General features: G+C 69.0%; 16 protein-coding genes. 4 read left to right on the top strand and 12 right to left on the bottom strand.

Annotated features, from left to right (window positions below):
• Window positions 1–18: 18 nt before the first annotated feature.
• The 9 genes from A7U43_RS08680 to A7U43_RS08640 form a co-directional block, all read right to left on the bottom strand.
• Window positions 19–444 (bottom strand): nuclear transport factor 2 family protein, encoded by a 426-nt coding sequence (locus A7U43_RS08680; protein ID WP_067993576.1) that lies wholly within the window; start codon window positions 442–444, stop codon window positions 19–21.
• Entirely contained in the window at window positions 441–1,475 is a 1,035-nt protein-coding gene (tsaD, locus tag A7U43_RS08675) for a tRNA (adenosine(37)-N6)-threonylcarbamoyltransferase complex transferase subunit TsaD (protein WP_067993573.1), read from the bottom strand. The genes A7U43_RS08680 and tsaD overlap by 4 nt, the downstream gene beginning before the upstream one ends.
• Window positions 1,472–1,936: a ribosomal protein S18-alanine N-acetyltransferase gene (rimI, locus tag A7U43_RS08670; RefSeq protein ID WP_067993571.1), complete on the bottom strand. Its 465-nt coding sequence runs from the start codon at window positions 1,934–1,936 to the stop codon at window positions 1,472–1,474. Before rimI ends, tsaD begins: the two co-directional genes overlap by 4 nt.
• The gene (gene tsaB, locus A7U43_RS08665; RefSeq protein WP_068002220.1) at window positions 1,933–2,562 is read right to left on the bottom strand and encodes a tRNA (adenosine(37)-N6)-threonylcarbamoyltransferase complex dimerization subunit type 1 TsaB; all 630 of its coding nucleotides are present in this window, start codon (window positions 2,560–2,562) and stop codon (window positions 1,933–1,935) included. Before tsaB ends, rimI begins: the two co-directional genes overlap by 4 nt.
• Entirely contained in the window at window positions 2,559–3,023 is a 465-nt protein-coding gene (gene tsaE, locus A7U43_RS08660) for a tRNA (adenosine(37)-N6)-threonylcarbamoyltransferase complex ATPase subunit type 1 TsaE (protein ID WP_067993569.1), read from the bottom strand. The genes tsaB and tsaE overlap by 4 nt, the downstream gene beginning before the upstream one ends.
• Window positions 3,016–4,134 (bottom strand): alpha/beta fold hydrolase, encoded by a 1,119-nt coding sequence (locus A7U43_RS08655; protein ID WP_067993567.1) that lies wholly within the window; start codon window positions 4,132–4,134, stop codon window positions 3,016–3,018. Before A7U43_RS08655 ends, tsaE begins: the two co-directional genes overlap by 8 nt.
• A gap of 4 nt (window positions 4,135–4,138) precedes the next feature.
• Window positions 4,139–5,320, bottom strand: a complete 1,182-nt coding sequence (gene alr / locus A7U43_RS08650) for an alanine racemase (RefSeq protein ID WP_068002216.1) — start codon at window positions 5,318–5,320, stop codon at window positions 4,139–4,141.
• An 89-nt stretch (window positions 5,321–5,409) separates the two neighbouring features.
• A complete protein-coding gene (locus A7U43_RS08645; protein WP_067993564.1) occupies window positions 5,410–6,813 on the bottom strand; it encodes a glutamate decarboxylase in 1,404 nt (467 codons plus the stop codon).
• A gap of 9 nt (window positions 6,814–6,822) precedes the next feature.
• A complete protein-coding gene (locus tag A7U43_RS08640) occupies window positions 6,823–8,241 on the bottom strand; it encodes an NAD(P)H-hydrate dehydratase (RefSeq protein ID WP_067993561.1) in 1,419 nt (472 codons plus the stop codon).
• 86 nt (window positions 8,242–8,327) lie between these two features.
• Here A7U43_RS08640 and A7U43_RS08635 point away from each other — a divergent pair, with 86 nt between their 5' ends.
• Window positions 8,328–8,690, top strand: a complete 363-nt coding sequence (locus A7U43_RS08635) for a hypothetical protein (protein ID WP_067993555.1) — start codon at window positions 8,328–8,330, stop codon at window positions 8,688–8,690.
• A gap of 17 nt (window positions 8,691–8,707) precedes the next feature.
• Here the strand turns inward: A7U43_RS08635 and A7U43_RS08630 are convergent, their stop codons facing one another.
• A complete protein-coding gene (locus A7U43_RS08630; protein WP_067993552.1) occupies window positions 8,708–9,766 on the bottom strand; it encodes a zinc-dependent dehydrogenase in 1,059 nt (352 codons plus the stop codon).
• Between the two features lie 205 nt (window positions 9,767–9,971).
• Between A7U43_RS08630 and A7U43_RS08625 the strand changes: the two genes are divergently transcribed.
• A complete protein-coding gene (locus tag A7U43_RS08625; protein WP_067993547.1) occupies window positions 9,972–11,951 on the top strand; it encodes a PTS mannitol transporter subunit IICBA in 1,980 nt (659 codons plus the stop codon).
• Between the two features lie 19 nt (window positions 11,952–11,970).
• On the top strand, window positions 11,971–12,729 hold the full coding sequence (locus tag A7U43_RS08620) for a DeoR/GlpR family DNA-binding transcription regulator (RefSeq protein WP_067993544.1): 759 nt from the start codon (window positions 11,971–11,973) through the stop codon (window positions 12,727–12,729).
• A gap of 5 nt (window positions 12,730–12,734) precedes the next feature.
• Here A7U43_RS08620 and A7U43_RS08615 read toward each other — a convergent pair whose 3' ends face one another.
• Together A7U43_RS08615 and A7U43_RS08610 are read right to left on the bottom strand one after the other, a co-directional pair.
• Window positions 12,735–14,129: an HNH endonuclease signature motif containing protein gene (locus A7U43_RS08615; protein WP_067993541.1), complete on the bottom strand. Its 1,395-nt coding sequence runs from the start codon at window positions 14,127–14,129 to the stop codon at window positions 12,735–12,737.
• An 85-nt stretch (window positions 14,130–14,214) separates the two neighbouring features.
• Complete coding sequence (locus tag A7U43_RS08610) at window positions 14,215–15,321, bottom strand: GGDEF domain-containing protein (protein ID WP_231963554.1); 1,107 nt, start codon at window positions 15,319–15,321, stop codon at window positions 14,215–14,217.
• Between the two features lie 158 nt (window positions 15,322–15,479).
• On the opposite strand from A7U43_RS08610, the gene A7U43_RS08605 reads away from it, so the two are divergent.
• The gene (locus tag A7U43_RS08605; protein ID WP_082902055.1) at window positions 15,480–16,859 is read left to right on the top strand and encodes a serine hydrolase domain-containing protein; all 1,380 of its coding nucleotides are present in this window, start codon (window positions 15,480–15,482) and stop codon (window positions 16,857–16,859) included.
• Window positions 16,860–16,866: the final 7 nt, after the last annotated feature.

The raw sequence follows: 16,866 nt of genomic DNA, 5'->3' as shown, positions 1-16,866 counted from the left end.
TCGTCCGCCGGCCGACCGTCAGCCGAGCCGGGTGGGGTCGATCATCAGGTGGTCGGACACGTCGCCGAGCATCTCGATATCGACGTGGCGGCCGGTGAAATACCAGCCCTGCTCGTCACGGGCGAAGGTGTCGGCGTAACGGCCGACGACGATGGGTTGCAGTGCGACGGTGTCGGTCTGCTGGAGCACGCAGAACGTCGAGCGCGCCCGCGCGGTGTCCCCGTCGATGTCGACGATCGGGTTGAGCACCAGATGCCGGGTGCGTGGCGTTCCGCCGTGCTCGGGAAAGCGACGGGTGGACGCCGCGAACAGTCCGGCGATCGCCTCGGCGCCGGTCACCCCCATGAACGAGCCGCGCCCCAGCAGCACCCCGACACCGTCGAAGTCCCCCGCATCGATCAGTTCGGCGTAGCGGTACAGCAGCTCCAGAATGTCCTGTTTCATGCGACCTGGCCCTTGACCACCGGCAGGCCGGGGTCGCTGGCCGCATCCAGTGCCGACGCCGGCGCCCCGGCCGCGATGAGATGGGCCGCGAACGAGGCGATCATCGCGCCGTTGTCGGTGCACAACCGGGGACGCGGCACGCGCAGCGTCAGACCGGCTGCCGCGCAGCGCTGCTCGGCGAGTTCACGCACCCGGGAGTTGGCGGCCACCCCGCCGGCGATCAGCAGTGTGGACACCCCGAGGTCGGTCGCCGCGCGCACCGCCTTGGCGGTCAGCACATCGGCGACGGCCTCCTGGAAGCCGGCGGCCACATCGGCCGGCGAGGCATCCGGGTGCTTCTCCAGGTGGCGGGCGACGGCGGTCTTGAGCCCGGAGAAGCTGAACGCGTACGGTGCATCCCGCGGACCGGTCATCCCGCGCGGGAACACGATGGCGTCGGGGTTCCCGGTACGGGCGAGATCGTCGAGCGGCTTGCCGCCGGGGTAGCCGAGCCCGAGCAGGCGCGCGACCTTGTCATAGGCCTCCCCCGCCGCGTCGTCGACGGTGCTGCCCAGCTCGGTGATGGGCTCGCCCAGCGACCGCACGTGCAGCAGGTTGGTGTGCCCGCCCGAGACCAGCAGCCCCACGCATTCGGGCAGCGGGCCGTGGTCGTACACGTCGGCGGCCAGGTGTCCGCCGAGATGGTTGACCGCATAGAACGGCACCCCCCAGGCGGCCGAATAGGCTTTGGCGGCAGCGACTCCCACCAGCAGGGCGCCCGCCAAGCCCGGTCCGATGGTGGCGGCCACAACGTCGGGGCGCGCGATGCCCGCGGTGTCCAGGGCGCGGCGCATGGTGGGACCGAGCGCCTCCAGGTGCGCCCGGGAGGCGATTTCGGGCACCACCCCACCGAAGCGTGTGTGCTCCTCCACGCTGGAGGCCACCTCGTCGGCCAGCAGCGTCACCGACACCGGCCCGCCCGGTTCCGCGTCGAGCCGCGCGATGCCGACTCCGGTTTCGTCACAGGAGCTTTCGATGGCCAGGATGATCATGTCGCGTCCCGTTTCATGGTGTAGGCATCGGCACCGCTGACCTTGTAGTACCGCTTGCGCACACCCACCGTGGCGAAGCCGACGCTCTTGTACAGATTGATGGCCGCGTCGTTATCGGTGCGGACCTCCAGGAACACCTCACCGCGGCTGGCGAAGTGCAGCAGGTCATCGAGCAGCCGGCGGCCGATACCGCGGCCCTGATAGGCCGGGTCGACGCCGATGGTGTGCACCTCGTACTCGTACGGTGGGATCCGGCCCAGCCGGGAGATGCCGGCATACCCGATCAGCCGGCCCTCGTCGCGGGCCGCCACGTAGTGGTTGTGCTTACCGTCCAGCGCGTGCAGGAACGCCGCGGGCGGCCACGGATCGTCACCGGCGAACAGCTGCGCCTCAAGTTCCGCACACCGCACCGCGTCCGCCTTGGTCAGCGCCTCGATCTTCACTGTGGTCGGTTCGGTCACGCCAAGCCCCGTTCGGCGAGCGTCTTGGCATCCGGTCGACGCAGGTACAGCGGCACCAGCGGGTCCGGGTCACGCGTCCAATCCGGCACGGCCGCAACGAGTTGGGCGGCGCCCGGGTACTCCGGTCCGATCACCGGCAGCCCGAAGACCGCGGCAAGGGCCGGTGAGCCGGCCACCGACTGCACACCGTCGGTGCTCACGTCGGTTGCCGCGTTGACCGCCGGGCCGGTGAGGCGCAAGCCGTCGCGGTAGCGGGCCCAGTACACCTCGCGGCGGCGCGCATCGGTGACGATGAGGACATCACCAAGGGTGGCGCGGGCGATCGCATCGAGGGTGCACACGCCGTGCACCGGGATGCCGAGCGCCTGACCGTAGGCGGCCGCGGTGGCCATCCCGACTCGCAGCCCGGTGAACGGGCCGGGCCCGCAGCCCACCACCACTGCATGTAGATCGGCCATCGCCTTGCCGCTGTCGGCCAGTGCGGCAATCACATTGGGGGTGAGCCGTTCGGCGTGGGCGCGGGCGTCGACGATGGTGCGCTCGGCCAGCGTGGTGATCGCCTCGCCGACCTCCACGATTCCGGCGGTGACTGCGGGAGTTGCGGTGTCGAGGGCCAACACAATCATGAAGTGCTCCATTGCCATGTCGCGGTGCGGGTCTCGGAGTCCCCGGCCCGGTCGAGGCGGATGTCGAGGTGGCGCTCGGAGAGGCGCTCGGCCAAACCCTCCCCCCACTCGACCACGACGACCGAGTCGGCGAGATCGGTGTCGAGGTCCAGCGAGTCGAGTTCGCCGAGCAGATCGCCGCCGTGGTCGAGCAGCCGGTAGATGTCCACGTGCACCAGGGCCGGCGCCCCGGCGCGGCGGGCCGGATGCACCCGCGCCAACACGTAGGTGGGCGAGGTGACCGGACCATCGACATCCATGGCCGCCGCAATACCCTTGGTGAGCATCGTCTTTCCCGCACCGAGCGGACCGGAGAGCACCACCACGTCCCCCGCGCGCAACTCCGCACCCAGGCGCGCGCCGAGCGCGGCGGTGTCCTCGGCGGTGGGTAGTACGGCGGTGCCCGCGGTGCGCTCAGCCATGGTTGCGGGCCCGTTCCTTCAACCGACGAGTGAGCGCGACCAGCTTGGAGGGGGTGGCCCGTTCGACCAGGCGCACCAGTGCGTCATCGATCAACTCGGGTTGTTCCAATTGGACGAGATGTCCGGCGCCCTCGGCGATCACCAGTTCCGATTTGGGTAGCGCCAAGGCCATCTCCTGCGAGTACTCCAGCGGCGTGAGCAGATCACGGTCACCGCAGGCGATCAGGGTCGGGATCTTCGCCAGTGCCATGAGGCCCTCGGTTTCGTCGTGCACCTCCAGCGCATGCAGGAACCCGACCAGGGTGTGCACCGGGGTGTCGTGCATCATCTTCTCGCTGAAGGCCACCACACTGGGGCTGATGCTCTCGTCACCGTAGGAGGCCGCGCGCAGCACCGGCCCGATGATCGAGCGGGCCACGCCTCGGCCGCGGTGCACCAGGCCGGGGGCGTAACGGACCGCGAACCGGGCCGCCTCCAGTGCCGGATTGCGCAGGATCTCACCCAGCGGGGAGCGTGAAACACCTTCGGCGGCAGAGGAGATCAGCGCGGCCCCGACAATCCGGGTGGGATAGCGCTGCGGAAACTGGCGGGCGTGTGCCAGCACGGTCATGCCGCCCATGGAGTGCCCGACCAGCACGACCGGACCGCGCGGAGCCAGCACCGCCAGGACCGACTCGAGGTCGCGACCCAGTTGCGCCACGGTGAAGGTGTCCGGTGAGGCGTCACCGGACAGGCCGTGGCCGCGCTGGTCGTAGAACACCATCCGGACCTGCGGTCCCCACTGCTCGGCGAGGCGAGCCCGCTGAAAGTGAAAGGCGGCCATCCGCAGACAGAACCCGTGCGCGAACACCACGGTCAGCGGAGCATCCGGCGGTCCGCATTCGCGGACCGCCAGCGGCACCCCGTCATCGGTCGTGACCACCACGCTGCGGTCATCGTGCAGCAGCTCGAAATCCTCACCCGCGTAAGGGTCGTCCACGCTGGCCCGGCGGGCCAGCGAACGCGCCACCGAAACCCCGGCCAGCGAGCCGACGGCCGTCAGCCCGGCCACCCCGGCCAGCCAGCGCGCGATAGGCCAGCTCTCCGGCTCGCGGACATCGTCGTCTACCAAGGTTTCAGCCCGTCCCGCCGCGGTACACGCGGGTGACCCGGCCCCGCGGGCTGGTGACCACCTCGTAGTTGATCGTGCCGATCAACTCGGCCCAGTCCTGGGCGGTCTGCTCACCGGAATCGCCGGGGCCGAACAGGATTGCCTCGTCCCCGACGCTGACGTCGACCGGTCCGGGCCCGAGGTCGACCACGAACTGGTCCATGCAGACCCGACCGATCCCCGGCCGGCGCTGCCCGTTGATGGACACCTGCAGGCGGTTGCTGAGCGCCCGGAAGATCCCGTCCGCGTAGCCCAGCGGTATCAACGCCACGGTGGTGTCCCGGTCGGCGACCCAGGTGTGCCCGTAGGACACCCCATCACCGGCACGGATCGTCCGCACCATCGCCACCGGCGCCGTGAGCGTCATCGCCGGGCGCAGCCCCATGGTGCCGAGCGCGGGAATCGGGGGTTGGCCGTACACCGCGATCCCGGGACGCACCATGTCGTAGGCCAGGTCCGGCCGGGTCATGGCGGCCGGCGAATTGCACAGGTGCGCGATCTCGAACCGCACGCCGGCGGCGTCGGCCTGGGCGCGCATGGCCTCGAACCGCTGCGCCTGCAGGTCGGTGGGCCCGGGGTTGGCCGGATCGTCACCGCACGCGAGGTGACTCATGATGCCGCGGGTGCGGATGGTGCCCTCGGCGACCGCGTGCGCCAGCGCGGTCGCCACTTTGGGCAGATCGGCGGCGGCCACCCCGTTGCGGCTCAGCCCGGTGTCGACCTTGAGGGTGGTGACGGCGGTGATGCCGGTGCGCCGGGCCGCGTCGACGAGGTCATCGAGCTGTTCGGCCGACGACACCGCGATCTGCACGTCGGCGGCCAGCGCCGGGGCGAAGTCGGTGCCCGGCGGATGCAGCCACGCCAGCACCGGCGCGCTGATGCCGTCCCGGCGCAGCGCCAGCGCCTCGGCAACGGTGGCCACCCCGATCTCGGCGGCGCCGGCGGCCAGCGCGGCACGCGCCACCGGCGCGGCGCCGTGGCCGTAGCCGTCGGCCTTGACCACCACCATCACCGCGGCCGAACCGGCGTGTTCGCGCAGGATGCGCACGTTGTGCGCGATGGCGTCGAGATCGATCGACACAGTGGGCAGCACCGCCCGCTCGGATGCGGAGGGCGTCGGCGGTGTGGTCCGGGAAGTCGGGTTCATGGTCATTGGGTCACCGCTGTCGATTGTCCCAGAGTGCTCGCGGTGCCTCACAGCTGAGGCCACCGGCGAAGCCAGCACAAGGTGGCGGGTCAGTGCGCGAAATGCTCCTCGTCGGCGAAGCCGCCGATGCCGACCTTGGACAGTTTGCCCAGCACCTCGACCAGGTCGTCGCGCAGCGCGCGGGCCAGGTTCGCCGAGAATCCCTCGCGCACGACGATGCGCAGCACGGCGACGTCGGAGGCATCATCGGGCATGGTGTAGGCCGGGACCTGCCAGCCGTAGCTGCGCAGGAGCGCGGAGATGTCGAACACCGTGTACGAGGTGTCGGTGGCCAGTTTGAACGCGACCACCGGGATTGCCGATCCGTCGGTGATGACCTCGAACAGCGGCGTGTTATCCACGGTCATCGCGGCAAGTTCCCTGGCCAGCCACTGCGCGGTCTCCGACAGGCAGCGCATCACCTGCAGGTAACCCTCCCGGCCGAGACGCAGGAAGTTGTAGTACTGGCCGACCACCTGGTTGCCCGGGCGGGAGAAGTTGAGCGTGAACGTGGGCATGTCCCCGCCGAGGTAATTGACCCGGAAGACCAGCTCCTCGGGCAGGTGCTCCTTGTTGCGCCACACCACGAAGCCGATGCCCGGGTAGGTGAGCCCGTACTTGTGGCCGCTGACGTTGATGGACACCACGCGCGGCAGCCGGAAGTCCCACACCACGTCCGGGTGCAGGAACGGAACCACGAAACCGCCGCTGGCCGCGTCGACGTGGACCGGGATGTCGAGTCCCTTGTCCTTGGCCAGGCGGTCCAGGGCGGCACAGATCTCGCCGATCGGTTCCAGCTCGCCGGTGTAGGTGGTGCCGAGGATGCCGACCACCCCGATGGTGTCCTCGTCCACCGCGTCGAGCACCTGCTCGGGGGTGATCACGTAGCGCCCGTCGGCCATCGGCAGGTACCGGGCCTCGACGTCGAAGTAGCGGCAGAACTTCTCCCACACCACCTGAACATTGGAACCCATCACCAGATTCGGGGTGCGGGACTTCCAGCCGTCCCCGTTCTTGCCGGCGAACTTGTCGCGCCAGCGCCATTTCATCGCCAGACCGGCCAGCATGACGGCCTCGCTGGAGCCGACCGTCGACACCCCGACCGCCGTCGACTGATCGTCGTCGCGCAGATCCTCGGCGTGGAACAGATCGGCGACCATGCACACGCAACGCTGCTCGATCGCCGCGGTGACGGGGTATTCGTCCTTGTCGATCATGTTCTTGTCGAACGTCTCCGACATGAGCTGGTCGGCTTCGGGGTCCATCCAGGTGGTGACGAAGGTCGCCAGGTTCAGCCGCGAACTGCCGTCGAGCATCAGCTCGTCATGGATGAAGCGATAGGTCTGCTCGGGCTCCATCGATTCGTCCGGCAACCGCAGGGCCGGGATCGGGCTGGTCGACAGCCGTCCGGTGTAGGCGGGGGTCAGGGAGGAATGACGGGAGACGTTGGGCATGTGTCCTTTCTAGAGGACGGAACCGAGCGCGGCACGCAGATGGGCCAGAATCGCCGACGCCGATGTCGGTGCCGGCGCCGGTCCGGGATCCTCGGCGGCGGCGCGCGCCGCGCGGGCGTGCACGAACGCTCCGGCCGCCGCGGCGCGGCCGGGGGGCAGGCCGGCGGCCAGCAGTGCGCCGATCACGCCGGACAACACGTCACCGGAACCCGCGGTGGCAGCCCAGGATTGCCCGGCGGGGTTGAGGTAGACGGCTTTCGAGCCGGGCTCGGCGATGACGGTGACGTTGCCCTTGAGCAGCACGGTGGCGCCGAGACGGTCGGCGAGGCCGCGAGCGACGGCCACCCGGTCGGTGCCGGGCGGTTCACCGGCCAGCCGGGCGAATTCGCCGGCGTGCGGGGTGAGCACCGTGGGCGCGCGGCGGTCGGCCAGAAGCTCGGGCGCGGTGGCCAGCAGGGTGAGCGCGTCGGCGTCGACGAGCACCGGAAGGTCGGTCTGCAGCGCCCAGCGCAGCGCCTCGCAGGCCGATTCGTCGGTGCCGAGGCCCGGGCCCACCACCCAGGCCTGCACCCGGCCCGCCGACTCTCGGTCAGACGTCGCGATGACCTCCGGCCAATGCGAAACGACTTCTGCGGCCGCGGTTCCCGCGTAGCGCACCATCCCGGAGGTGGCCGCGACCGCTGCTCCCGTGCACAGGATCGCCGCGCCCGGGTAGGTGGCCGACCCGGCCATCACCCCGGTGACCCCCTGGCTGTATTTGTCGTCGCGCGGGCCCGGGATCGGCCAGCAGTCCGCGATATCGGCGGCGTCGAGTCCCATGATGTCGGATGCCGGCAGGTCCAGGCCGATGTCGATGAGTTCGACCCGCCCGCAATCGGCCAGTGCATGAACGGGTTTCAGTCCGCCGAAGGTGACGGTGACCGTCGCGGTCACATGTGCACCCTCGGCCGCGCCGGTGTGCACGTCGATACCGCTGGGCAGATCCACGGCCACGACGGGTGCGTCGGTGGCGGCGAAGACGGCCGCCGCATCGGGACGCAGTGGGCCGCGCCCGGAGATCCCCACCACGCCGTCAAGCACCAGATCGGTTGCCGCCGGGACACTTTCGCAGATCAGACCACCGGCCTTGCGGAACGCGGCCAGCGCCCGCCGGTGGGTGTGATCGGGCGCGAGCAGCACCGCCGCGGCGCGGGCGCCGCGACGCCGCAGGAAGGTCGCCGCCCAGAGCGCGTCACCACCGTTGTCACCGGAGCCCACGACGGCACAGATATCGCGTCCGGCGACACCGCCGGTACGGCGCCGCAACTCAGCGGCGACGACGCCTGCCAGGCCGCAGGCGGCGCGTCGCATCAGCGTTCCCTCGGGTTGCGATGCGAGCAGCGGCGCCTCGGCAGCACGGATCGTTTCCGCGGTGTAGTAGTTCCGCATCGGCTCCCGCTCCCTCTCGTGCCCGCGCGCCAACAGGTTACGCGTTCTGCGGCACCGCCGGGGGCAAGGCCATACGATCGTGCGTCATGACCTACCCGTACGGGTACCCGCCACCGAAACCCCGGGCGTCGGGCATCGATATCGCGGTGTCGATCACCGCGCTGGTGCTCACCGTTGCCGGCGGCGGCGTGGCGGCCTTCTTCGGCATCTTCTTCATGGCGTTCACCGACCACTGCCCGCCCGAGACATGTGACATCGACGCCGGGGTGACGGCCATGTTCACCGGTTTCACCGTGGCCGCGGTGATGTGGCTGGTCGGCACGACACTGACGATCGTGGCGATGGTGCGCCGTGCCGCGGCATGGCCGTTCGCGATCGGCACGCTGGCGCTGTGCGCGCTCGCGTGCGTCGCGGGGATCGGGGGCTACCTCGTCGCTGTGGGAGGCTGACCCGCGCCGAACCGCGATCAGGGTTCGACGGTGACCTTGATGGCCTCGCCCTTCTTCACGATGTCGAAGGCGTCCAGGACGTTGTCCAGCGGAATGTGGCGGGTGATCAGATCCTTGACGGGAACCTGCCCGGAGGAGATGTACTGCAGGGCGCGCTTGTTGTGCTCGGGGGCCGAGCCGTTCGCGCCGTGGATGTGCAGCTGCCGGTAGTGCACCACGTTGGAGTCACAGGTGATCGTCGGGTCGGTCTTGGGCAGACCGCCGAAGAAGGAGATCCGGCCGTTGCGGGCGGCCATCGCGATGGCCTGCTCTTGGGCGACGTTGGCCGCGGTGGCGGTGATCACGATATCCGCGCCCCGCCCGCCGGTGAGTTCCATGACCTTGTCCACCACGTCGACATCGGCGGCGTTGATGACACCGTCGGGGTGCACCGCGTCGGCGGACATCTTGAGCCGGGCGTCGTTGACGTCGACGAGGTAGATCGGACCGCACTTGTGCACGCCCCGCGCGATACGAATGTGCATGCAGCCGATGGGGCCCGCCCCGAAGACCACCACGGTGTCGCCCTCCTCGATGCCGAGCAGTTCCTGGGCATTGATGGCGCAGGCGAACGGTTCCGCCGCCGAGGCCTCGTCGAAGCCGACGTTGTCCGGGATCTTGTTCAGCCCGTCGACCTTGAGCACCTGTTTCGGCACGATCATGAACTCGGCGAAGCCACCGTCGTACTGGTAGCCCATCGAGGTCTGGTTCTGGCAGACCGCCATCCAGCCCTTGCGGCATTCGTGACACTCGCCGCACGGAACGGCCGCGATCACCTGGACGCGGTCACCGACCGACCAGTCGCTGCCGTAGGTGGGGTTGACGTCGGCACCCACCTCCACGATCTCGCCGGCGATCTCATGACCGATGGTGCGTGGTGGCGTGAGGTTCTGATGCCCGTTGTGGAAGATCTTGACGTCGGTGCCGCAGGTGGAGCAGTTGCGCACGCGCAGTTTGACCTCGTCCGGGCCGCACTGCGGCTCCGGGACGTCCTCCAGCCGGACATCCTCGGGGGCGTAGAAACGCAGGGCTTTCATGGGCGGTCCTTTCGGTCGTCGGCCAGGTCCCGGGAGCTGTCGTTCGAACTCGCTGTCCGAACTGTAGCGCCAATATGGTCACAAAACCACAGATTTGACTGCCCGTTTTTGCCCGAATCGCTTGCAAACCTGCCCGAGTATGCGTATTACTAGATATGCATGTGACCGGCATCACCCCATTGCCGGCGGAACCGGAGGTCAACGGATGTCCACTGTCGAAGCATCTGCCGCGGCGTCACCGCAGACCGGATTACGGGTGCGGGTGCAGAAACTGGGCACGGCGCTGTCCAACATGGTCATGCCCAATATCGGGGCGTTCATCGCCTGGGGCCTGATCACCGCGCTGTTCATCAAGGCCGGCTGGCTACAGGGCATCTTCCCGGCGCTACGGGATCCCGACGGCTGGGTCGCCAAGCTCGGCGGCTGGGGCGCCTATGACGGCGCCGGCATCGTCGGCCCGATGATCACCTATCTGCTGCCGATCCTGATCGGGTACACCGGCGGCCGGATGATCCACGGCAACCGCGGCGCCGTGGTCGGTGCGATCGCCACGATCGGCGTGGTCACCGGCGCCGATGTGCCGATGTTCATGGGCGCCATGATCATGGGTCCGCTGGGCGGCTGGGCCATGAAGAAGTTGGATGCCCTGTGGGACGGCAAGATCCGGCCCGGCTTCGAGATGCTGGTGGACAACTTCTCCGCCGGCATTCTCGGCATGATCCTGGCCATCTTCGGTTTCTTCGGCATCGGCCCCATCGTGTCCTCGTTCACCCGGGCCGCCGGCAACGCCGTCGATTTCCTGGTGAACAACGATCTGCTGCCACTCACCTCGATCCTCATCGAACCGGCCAAGGTGCTGTTCCTCAACAACGCCATCAACCATGGTGTGCTGACACCGCTGGGTACCACGCAGGCGCTGGAGACCGGCAAGTCCATCCTGTTCCTGCTGGAGGCCAACCCCGGCCCGGGCCTGGGAATCCTGCTGGCGTACATGGCCTTCGGCCGCGGCATCGCGCGCGCCTCGGCACCGGGTGCGGCGATCATCCAGTTCTTCGGCGGCATCCACGAGATCTACTTCCCCTACGTCCTGATGAAGCCCAAGCTGATCATCGCGGCCATCCTCGGCGGTATGACGGGCGTCTTCGTCAACGTGCTGTTCGGTTCCGGCCTGCGTGCACCCGCCGCGCCCGGGTCGATCATCGCCGTCTACGCCCAGACCGCCAGTGGCAGCTTTCTCGGGGTCACGCTGTCGGTCTTCGGCGCCGCGGCGGTGTCGTTCGCCGTTGCGGCACTGCTGCTCAAGACCGACCGCGCCACCGACGAGCCGGATCTGGCGGCCGCCACCGCCGAGATGGAGGCGATGAAGGGCAAGAAGTCCAGCGTCGCTTCGGCGTTGGTGGGCGCGGGCCGCGGCGGAACCATCTCCACGATCGTGTTCGCCTGTGACGCCGGCATGGGATCCTCGGCAATGGGCGCCTCGGTGCTGCGCAGGAAGATTCAGAAGGCAGGTTTCGGCGATGTGACGGTCACCAACTCGGCCATCTCCAACCTGAGCGACACCTACGACCTGGTCGTCTCGCACCGCGATCTGACCGCGCGGGCTCGGCAGAAGACACCGTCGGCGGCGCACGTCTCCGTCGAGGATTTCATGGGCAGCCCGCGCTACGACGAGATCGTCGAGCAACTCAAGCAGGCCAACGCCGACTCCACACCGGCGCCGGCCGCACCGGCCACCGAGGACGCCCCGGTCGGCGATGCCGACGTACTGCCGGTGTCCGCGATCGTGCTGAACGGCACGGGGAGCACCGCCGCGCAGGCCATCGACGAGGCCGGCGCCCTGCTGGTCGCCGCCGGAGCGGTCGAACCGTCCTATGTCGGCGCCATGCACGAACGCGAGGGATCGGTGTCGACTTACATGGGCAACGGCCTGGCCATCCCGCACGGCACCAACGAGGCCAAGACCGCGATCCGCCGCACCGGCATCTCGTTCGTGCGCTACCCGCAGCCCATCGACTGGAACGGCAAGCCCGCCGAATTCGTCGTCGGGATCGCCGGCGCCGGAAACGATCACATGGCCCTGCTGACCCGCATCGCGCACGTGTTCCTGGACAAGGACCGTGTCGCCCAACTCCGGGCGGCGACCACGGCCGAGGAAATCCAGGCCGTGCTGAACGCCGGGGAATGACACCGACCACAATGTGAGCGTGGATTCGGACAGCCGCCAGCGCCAGATCGTCGAGTTCGCCCGCAGTCGGGGGCGCGTCGAGGTACCCGCCCTGGCCGAGGAACTCCAGGTGGCGACGGAGACCATCCGCCGGGACCTCAAGGTGCTGGCGGGCCGACGACTGCTCAAGCGGGTGCACGGTGGGGCGGTCCCGCTGGAGACGGTGGCCTTCGAGTCCGGTGTCGAGTTTCGCAGTCAGGTGGATCTGGCCCAGAAACACCGGATCGCCGGCGCAGCGGCCAACGAGCTGCACGGCGCGGAAACCGTCTATCTGGACGAGGGGTTCACCCCCCGCCTGATCGCCGAGTTGCTCGCCGACCAGAGCCTGACCGTGGTGACCGCGTCGCTGCTGGCCGCCGAGGCACTGGCGCACAGCAGCACCGTGACGGTGCTGCTGCTGGGCGGCCGGATGCGCGGCAGAACCCTTGCCACGGTGGATGAATGGGCCTTGGAGCGGCTGCGCAGTCTGGTCATCGACGTGGCCTTTCTCGGGACCAACGCCATCTGTTTGGAGCACGGCCTCACCACGCCCGATCCGGCGGTGGCCGCGGTGAAGCAGACCGCGGTACGGGTCGCCTCGCGCCGGGTGCTGGTCGCCGCGCACTCGAAGTTCGGGCAGACCAGCTTCTGCCGATTCGCCGAGGTGTCCGACTTTCAGACCATCGTGACCGGCACCGAGCTCCCGGTGCCCGACGCTCACCGGTACGAAGCGCTGGGGCCCAGTGTGATTCGAGCCTGAAGCCGTCAGAACGGTGGCGGGTTGGCTTCGTAGTCGGCGCGGTTGAGTGCGCGTTCGTGGGCTATTCGGTAGGCGCGGTTCTGGGCGCGGGTGCGCGTGCGTTTGGGGGCGGCGAGTTCACGGTGTGGGCCCGGTGGCGGTGCCGGTGGCACGACCAGCGTCGCGGTGGGGGTGGCCAGCGTGGGGAAGAACAGCGCGCCGTCGGGCGTGGTGGTGTACACCCGGCCGTTGGGGGCGGTGATCGTGATGGTGCCGTCCGGGTGTTGCTGATCGATCCAACCTTGCGGACCGCAGTGAAATGTCTTGATCAAGTGATGGATTCGACAGTACAACTTGGTGTTCGACGGGTGGGTGGGTCCGTAGGGCCACGGCGTGGTGTGGTCGATATCGCAACGCGCAACCGGGATAGTGCAGCCGGGCCACCGGCAGGTCAGATCCCGGCAGGCGATGAACTCGGTGAGCGTGCGGGATGGCTGGTACCCGCGTTCGGTCCCCAGATCCGCGGCATCGGGCACCGGCGCAATCTTCGCGCGTGGGGCCATCTTGCGGACCTGCTCGGCCGGGACCGGCCCGTACCCGGGCAGCAGGGCCGGACGATCCGAGCGGCCCTCGACGGTGTCGCGGTCCCCATGCAGGTGAAGGACAATATGGCCGGTGGGCGCCTCGCTGCCCGCGGCGGGGCAGTGCTCGTTGCCGCACTCACACGGCAACGCGCTGGCACCCAGGGCCGGAAGATCGATGGCATCGGCGCGGCGCTCATCGAAGGTGCGGGGGTCATCCGGGCAGGTGGTGCGGGCCAGCTCATCGAGGCGCTGATCGAACACCGCACCCTTGGCGGCATCCACACGCCCGTAGATCTCCACCATCCCGTCCCCGACCGGTTCCACCCGGATACTGCGCGATCGGCGAGCGCTGCGCGCCCGGCGCACCGCCTCAGGGTCGACATCGATGACCATCCAGTCCACCAACTCCCCGATCCGCTCATCGGAGCGCGCATTCCATGCCGGGGCCGCCGCGGCCAGCTGCGCGTCGATGACCGACATCACGTCCGAGTCGGTGACCAGGGCGGTGCGGTGCAGGATGACCCGCAGCACCCGCAAATCCACGGTGCCGGTGGCGAAGATACCGGCGAACTTCGGCAACCGGGTGAGCAGGTCCCGCCCCTGGGTGATCAAGGTGCAGGCCCGCCCGCGGCTGATCCCCAGTTCGGCACCCAGCTCCGCGGCGGCCAGTTCCCAGTCATCGACGATCAGGTCCTCGAAGGCGTGCCCCAACTCGGCCATCCGCGCCAACGCGAACCTGCCCGCCTCCAGAATCTTCGCGGCCACCGCTGTGCGTTCGGCGCGCAACTGATCACGCGCGGCATCAAGGTGGGAGACCACACCCCGGCTCTCGAACATGTGTTCTATTATGCCACCTGCCTGTGACACGTTGACTCATCGGAAATGCGCGCGTACCGCGTCCGCCCGGAGTCCCGCCGCCGGATCAGCTGGCATGACGAAACCTGTTGCCGCCGGCTCGCTTCGCGCGGTACATCGCCTCATCGGCGGCCACCACCAGGCGCTCGATCAGGGTGTGCAGCGCCGCCTCGTCACCGTCGAGCGAGCGAATCTCGGCCGATGACGTCCCGACGCTGGCCGTGACGTGCACCGGGAGGTCGGCGATGGCCTTGCAGATGCGCCGCGACAGCAGCGTCGGGTCCGCGGTCCGACAGGCGGCGGCGACGACAAACTCCTCGCCTCCGATCCGTCCGATCACCGCGGTGGTGTCGAAGACGGCGTGCCCCAGCGCGCGCCCGACCGCCACCAGGGCGTCGTCACCGGCCTGGTGCCCGTACGTGTCGTTGATGTGTTTGAAATCGTCGAGGTCCACCACCGCCACCACCAGATACTCACGGTCGGTGCCGGCCAACATCTTCCTGACGTGCTGTTGCAGCGCCCGCCGGTTCAGCAGGCCGGTGAGCGGATCCCGCTCGGCCTGTTCGAGATCCACACCGAGCGCGCGGACCAACACATGGATGGCGAGCGGCATGACGATGTTGACCTGCAACACCAGGAAGATGTCCACCAACGCCAGTGCGAGGTGCCCGGAATCGACGACACGGACCGCGACGACCAGAGCGACGGCGGTGGCCAGGACGAAGTTGTACAGCACCAACGCCGTCCCGTGGAAGAAGGCGATATAGGCGGCGGCGGTCGCGAAGGCGATACAGCCGGTGAGCCCGCCCTGCGGATTCGGGTACGACAGGCACGCCAGCGCCACCGAAGTGTTGGAGACCAGGGCGAAGGCCAGCGACTCACCCCGCGTCGGCCATTTCAGCACCCACAGGGCCGCACCCGCGACGCCGCCGGCGAACGCGGTCCACATCATCGCCAGCGGGATGGCGGACCGGGGAGCGTCGACGCTGTTCAGCAGCGCCAGCAGGCACACCGCCAGGGATCCGGCGACCAGTGCCATGATCACTCGCACGGCGCCGGTCATGCGCCGCGCAACGAGGTAATCGGTGATCCACCCGTAGTGGTTGGTGCGTGACAACCACTTACCCGGTCCCGCCGCCGTCATCGTCGTGGCCCCCGTGCCGCTGGTCAGCAAATCATTGCCGAGCGTACATCGACACCGCACCCGGTATCGGTGAAGTGCAATGACCATCGAATCGGAGAATGCACCGGTGACCCCCGACAGCAATGACGGCCGCGGCGTAGCGCCACCGGCCGGGCTACCGTTGCCGGGTGACGGTGTCGGGTTCGCGGATGGCCCGCGCCACGGCGGCGGTGGTGCTCACTGTCGCCGTGGCGGCTTCCTGCGGACACCCGACGCGGCCACCACCGGCCGCTTCCAGCACGCAGAGTTCCGGTACCGCGTCGCGCACGCCGGTGCCCTCGGTGCTGTCGAAGGAATTCGCGCCGGTGTCCGCGCTGGTGGAACAAGCCATCGCGCAGCACCGCCTACCGGGTGCGGTGGTGCAGATCGGGCACGCCGGCAATGTGGTGTTCCGGCAGGCCTTCGGCGTGCGAAAGCTCGCCGGCGAGCCCGGTCTGGACGGGGTGCCGGCGCCGGCGGAGCCAATGACCGTGGACACCATCTTCGACCTGGCCTCCCTGACGAAGAGCCTCGCCACCGCGACCGCCATCATGGCGCTGTACGAGCAGGGCCGAGTTCAGCTCGACGAGCCGGTGCAGACCTATCTGCCGGATTTCAATCCACTCGATGATCCCCGGCGCGCCCAGGTGACGCTGCGTCTGCTGCTCACGCACACCTCCGGTATCGCGGGCGACCTGAGCCTGGACGGGCCGTGGGGGCTGGCGCGGGCCGACAAAGCCGAGGGGACGCGTCGGGCCCTCGCCGCGCAAGTGGTGTTCGAGCCCGGGCAACTCTTCCACTACTCCGATATCGGCTTCATCCTCGTCGGGGCGATCGTCGAGAAGCTCACCGGCCAATCGATAGACACCTACGTGCAGCGCAATGTGTTCACGCCATTGGGCATGCACGACACCCACTACCTCCCGGTCGCCGAAGCGTGTGGACCACATATGGTTCGGGGCAACGCGATCGCCGTCGACACCGACGCGCCCGCGGTGAGCGACTGCCCGCCGGGGTCATGGAGCACCGATCTGCTGGCGCGCGTCGCACCCACGGCACACGATGGCGACACCCCGGGTCTCAACCCCGACCACGGCCACCTCCTGCGCGGCACCGCGCACGACCCGACGGCACGCCGGATGGGCGGGGCGACCGGCAGCGCCGGGGTGTTCACCACCGCACACGATGTCGGGCTGTTCGCACAGGCCCTGCTCGACCGGCTCGCCGGCCGTCCGAGCACCTTTCCCTTGACGCAGTCGACCCTCGCGCTGATGACCAGTCCCCAGCAGCCCAGCCCGCTACCGGACCTGCGCGGTTTCGGCTGGGACATCGACACAGCCCATTCCCGGCCGCGCGGCGACATCTTTCCCGTCGGGAGCTTCGGACATACCGGTTTCACCGGCACCACGCTGTGGATGGACCCACAATCGGACACCTACGTGGTCGTGCTCGCCAACGTGATCCACCAGCCCGGCGGGCCACCGATCGTCGGGCTCAGTGGTGACGTGGCCACGGCCGCGGCCCGGGCGCTGCATCTCTACGGGACCTAATCTCTAC

It is taken from the genome of Mycobacterium adipatum (genome assembly GCF_001644575.1).
GTDB classification, from domain to species: Bacteria; Actinomycetota; Actinomycetes; order Mycobacteriales; family Mycobacteriaceae; genus Mycobacterium; species Mycobacterium adipatum.
The sequence above is the reverse complement of the archived record's forward strand: the minus strand, read 5'-3'. Positions and strand labels throughout refer to the sequence as shown.

Bases quoted from the DNA above. Each gene is read 5' to 3' on its own strand.
- alr (WP_068002216.1), bottom strand. From the start codon at position 5,320: ATGAACCCGACTTCCCGGACCACACCGCCGACGCCCTCCGCATCCGAG.
- A7U43_RS08605 (WP_082902055.1), top strand. From the start codon at position 15,480: ATGGCCCGCGCCACGGCGGCGGTGGTGCTCACTGTCGCCGTGGCGGCT.
- tsaE (WP_067993569.1), bottom strand. From the start codon at position 3,023: ATGGCTGAGCGCACCGCGGGCACCGCCGTACTACCCACCGCCGAGGAC.
- A7U43_RS08645 (WP_067993564.1), bottom strand. From the start codon at position 6,813: ATGCCCAACGTCTCCCGTCATTCCTCCCTGACCCCCGCCTACACCGGA.
- A7U43_RS08640 (WP_067993561.1), bottom strand. From the start codon at position 8,241: ATGCGGAACTACTACACCGCGGAAACGATCCGTGCTGCCGAGGCGCCG.
- A7U43_RS08630 (WP_067993552.1), bottom strand. From the start codon at position 9,766: ATGAAAGCCCTGCGTTTCTACGCCCCCGAGGATGTCCGGCTGGAGGAC.
- A7U43_RS08680 (WP_067993576.1), bottom strand. From the start codon at position 444: ATGAAACAGGACATTCTGGAGCTGCTGTACCGCTACGCCGAACTGATC.
- A7U43_RS08625 (WP_067993547.1), top strand. From the start codon at position 9,972: ATGTCCACTGTCGAAGCATCTGCCGCGGCGTCACCGCAGACCGGATTA.
- A7U43_RS08635 (WP_067993555.1), top strand. From the start codon at position 8,328: ATGACCTACCCGTACGGGTACCCGCCACCGAAACCCCGGGCGTCGGGC.
- A7U43_RS08615 (WP_067993541.1), bottom strand. From the start codon at position 14,129: ATGTTCGAGAGCCGGGGTGTGGTCTCCCACCTTGATGCCGCGCGTGAT.
- tsaD (WP_067993573.1), bottom strand. From the start codon at position 1,475: ATGATCATCCTGGCCATCGAAAGCTCCTGTGACGAAACCGGAGTCGGC.
- tsaB (WP_068002220.1), bottom strand. From the start codon at position 2,562: ATGATTGTGTTGGCCCTCGACACCGCAACTCCCGCAGTCACCGCCGGA.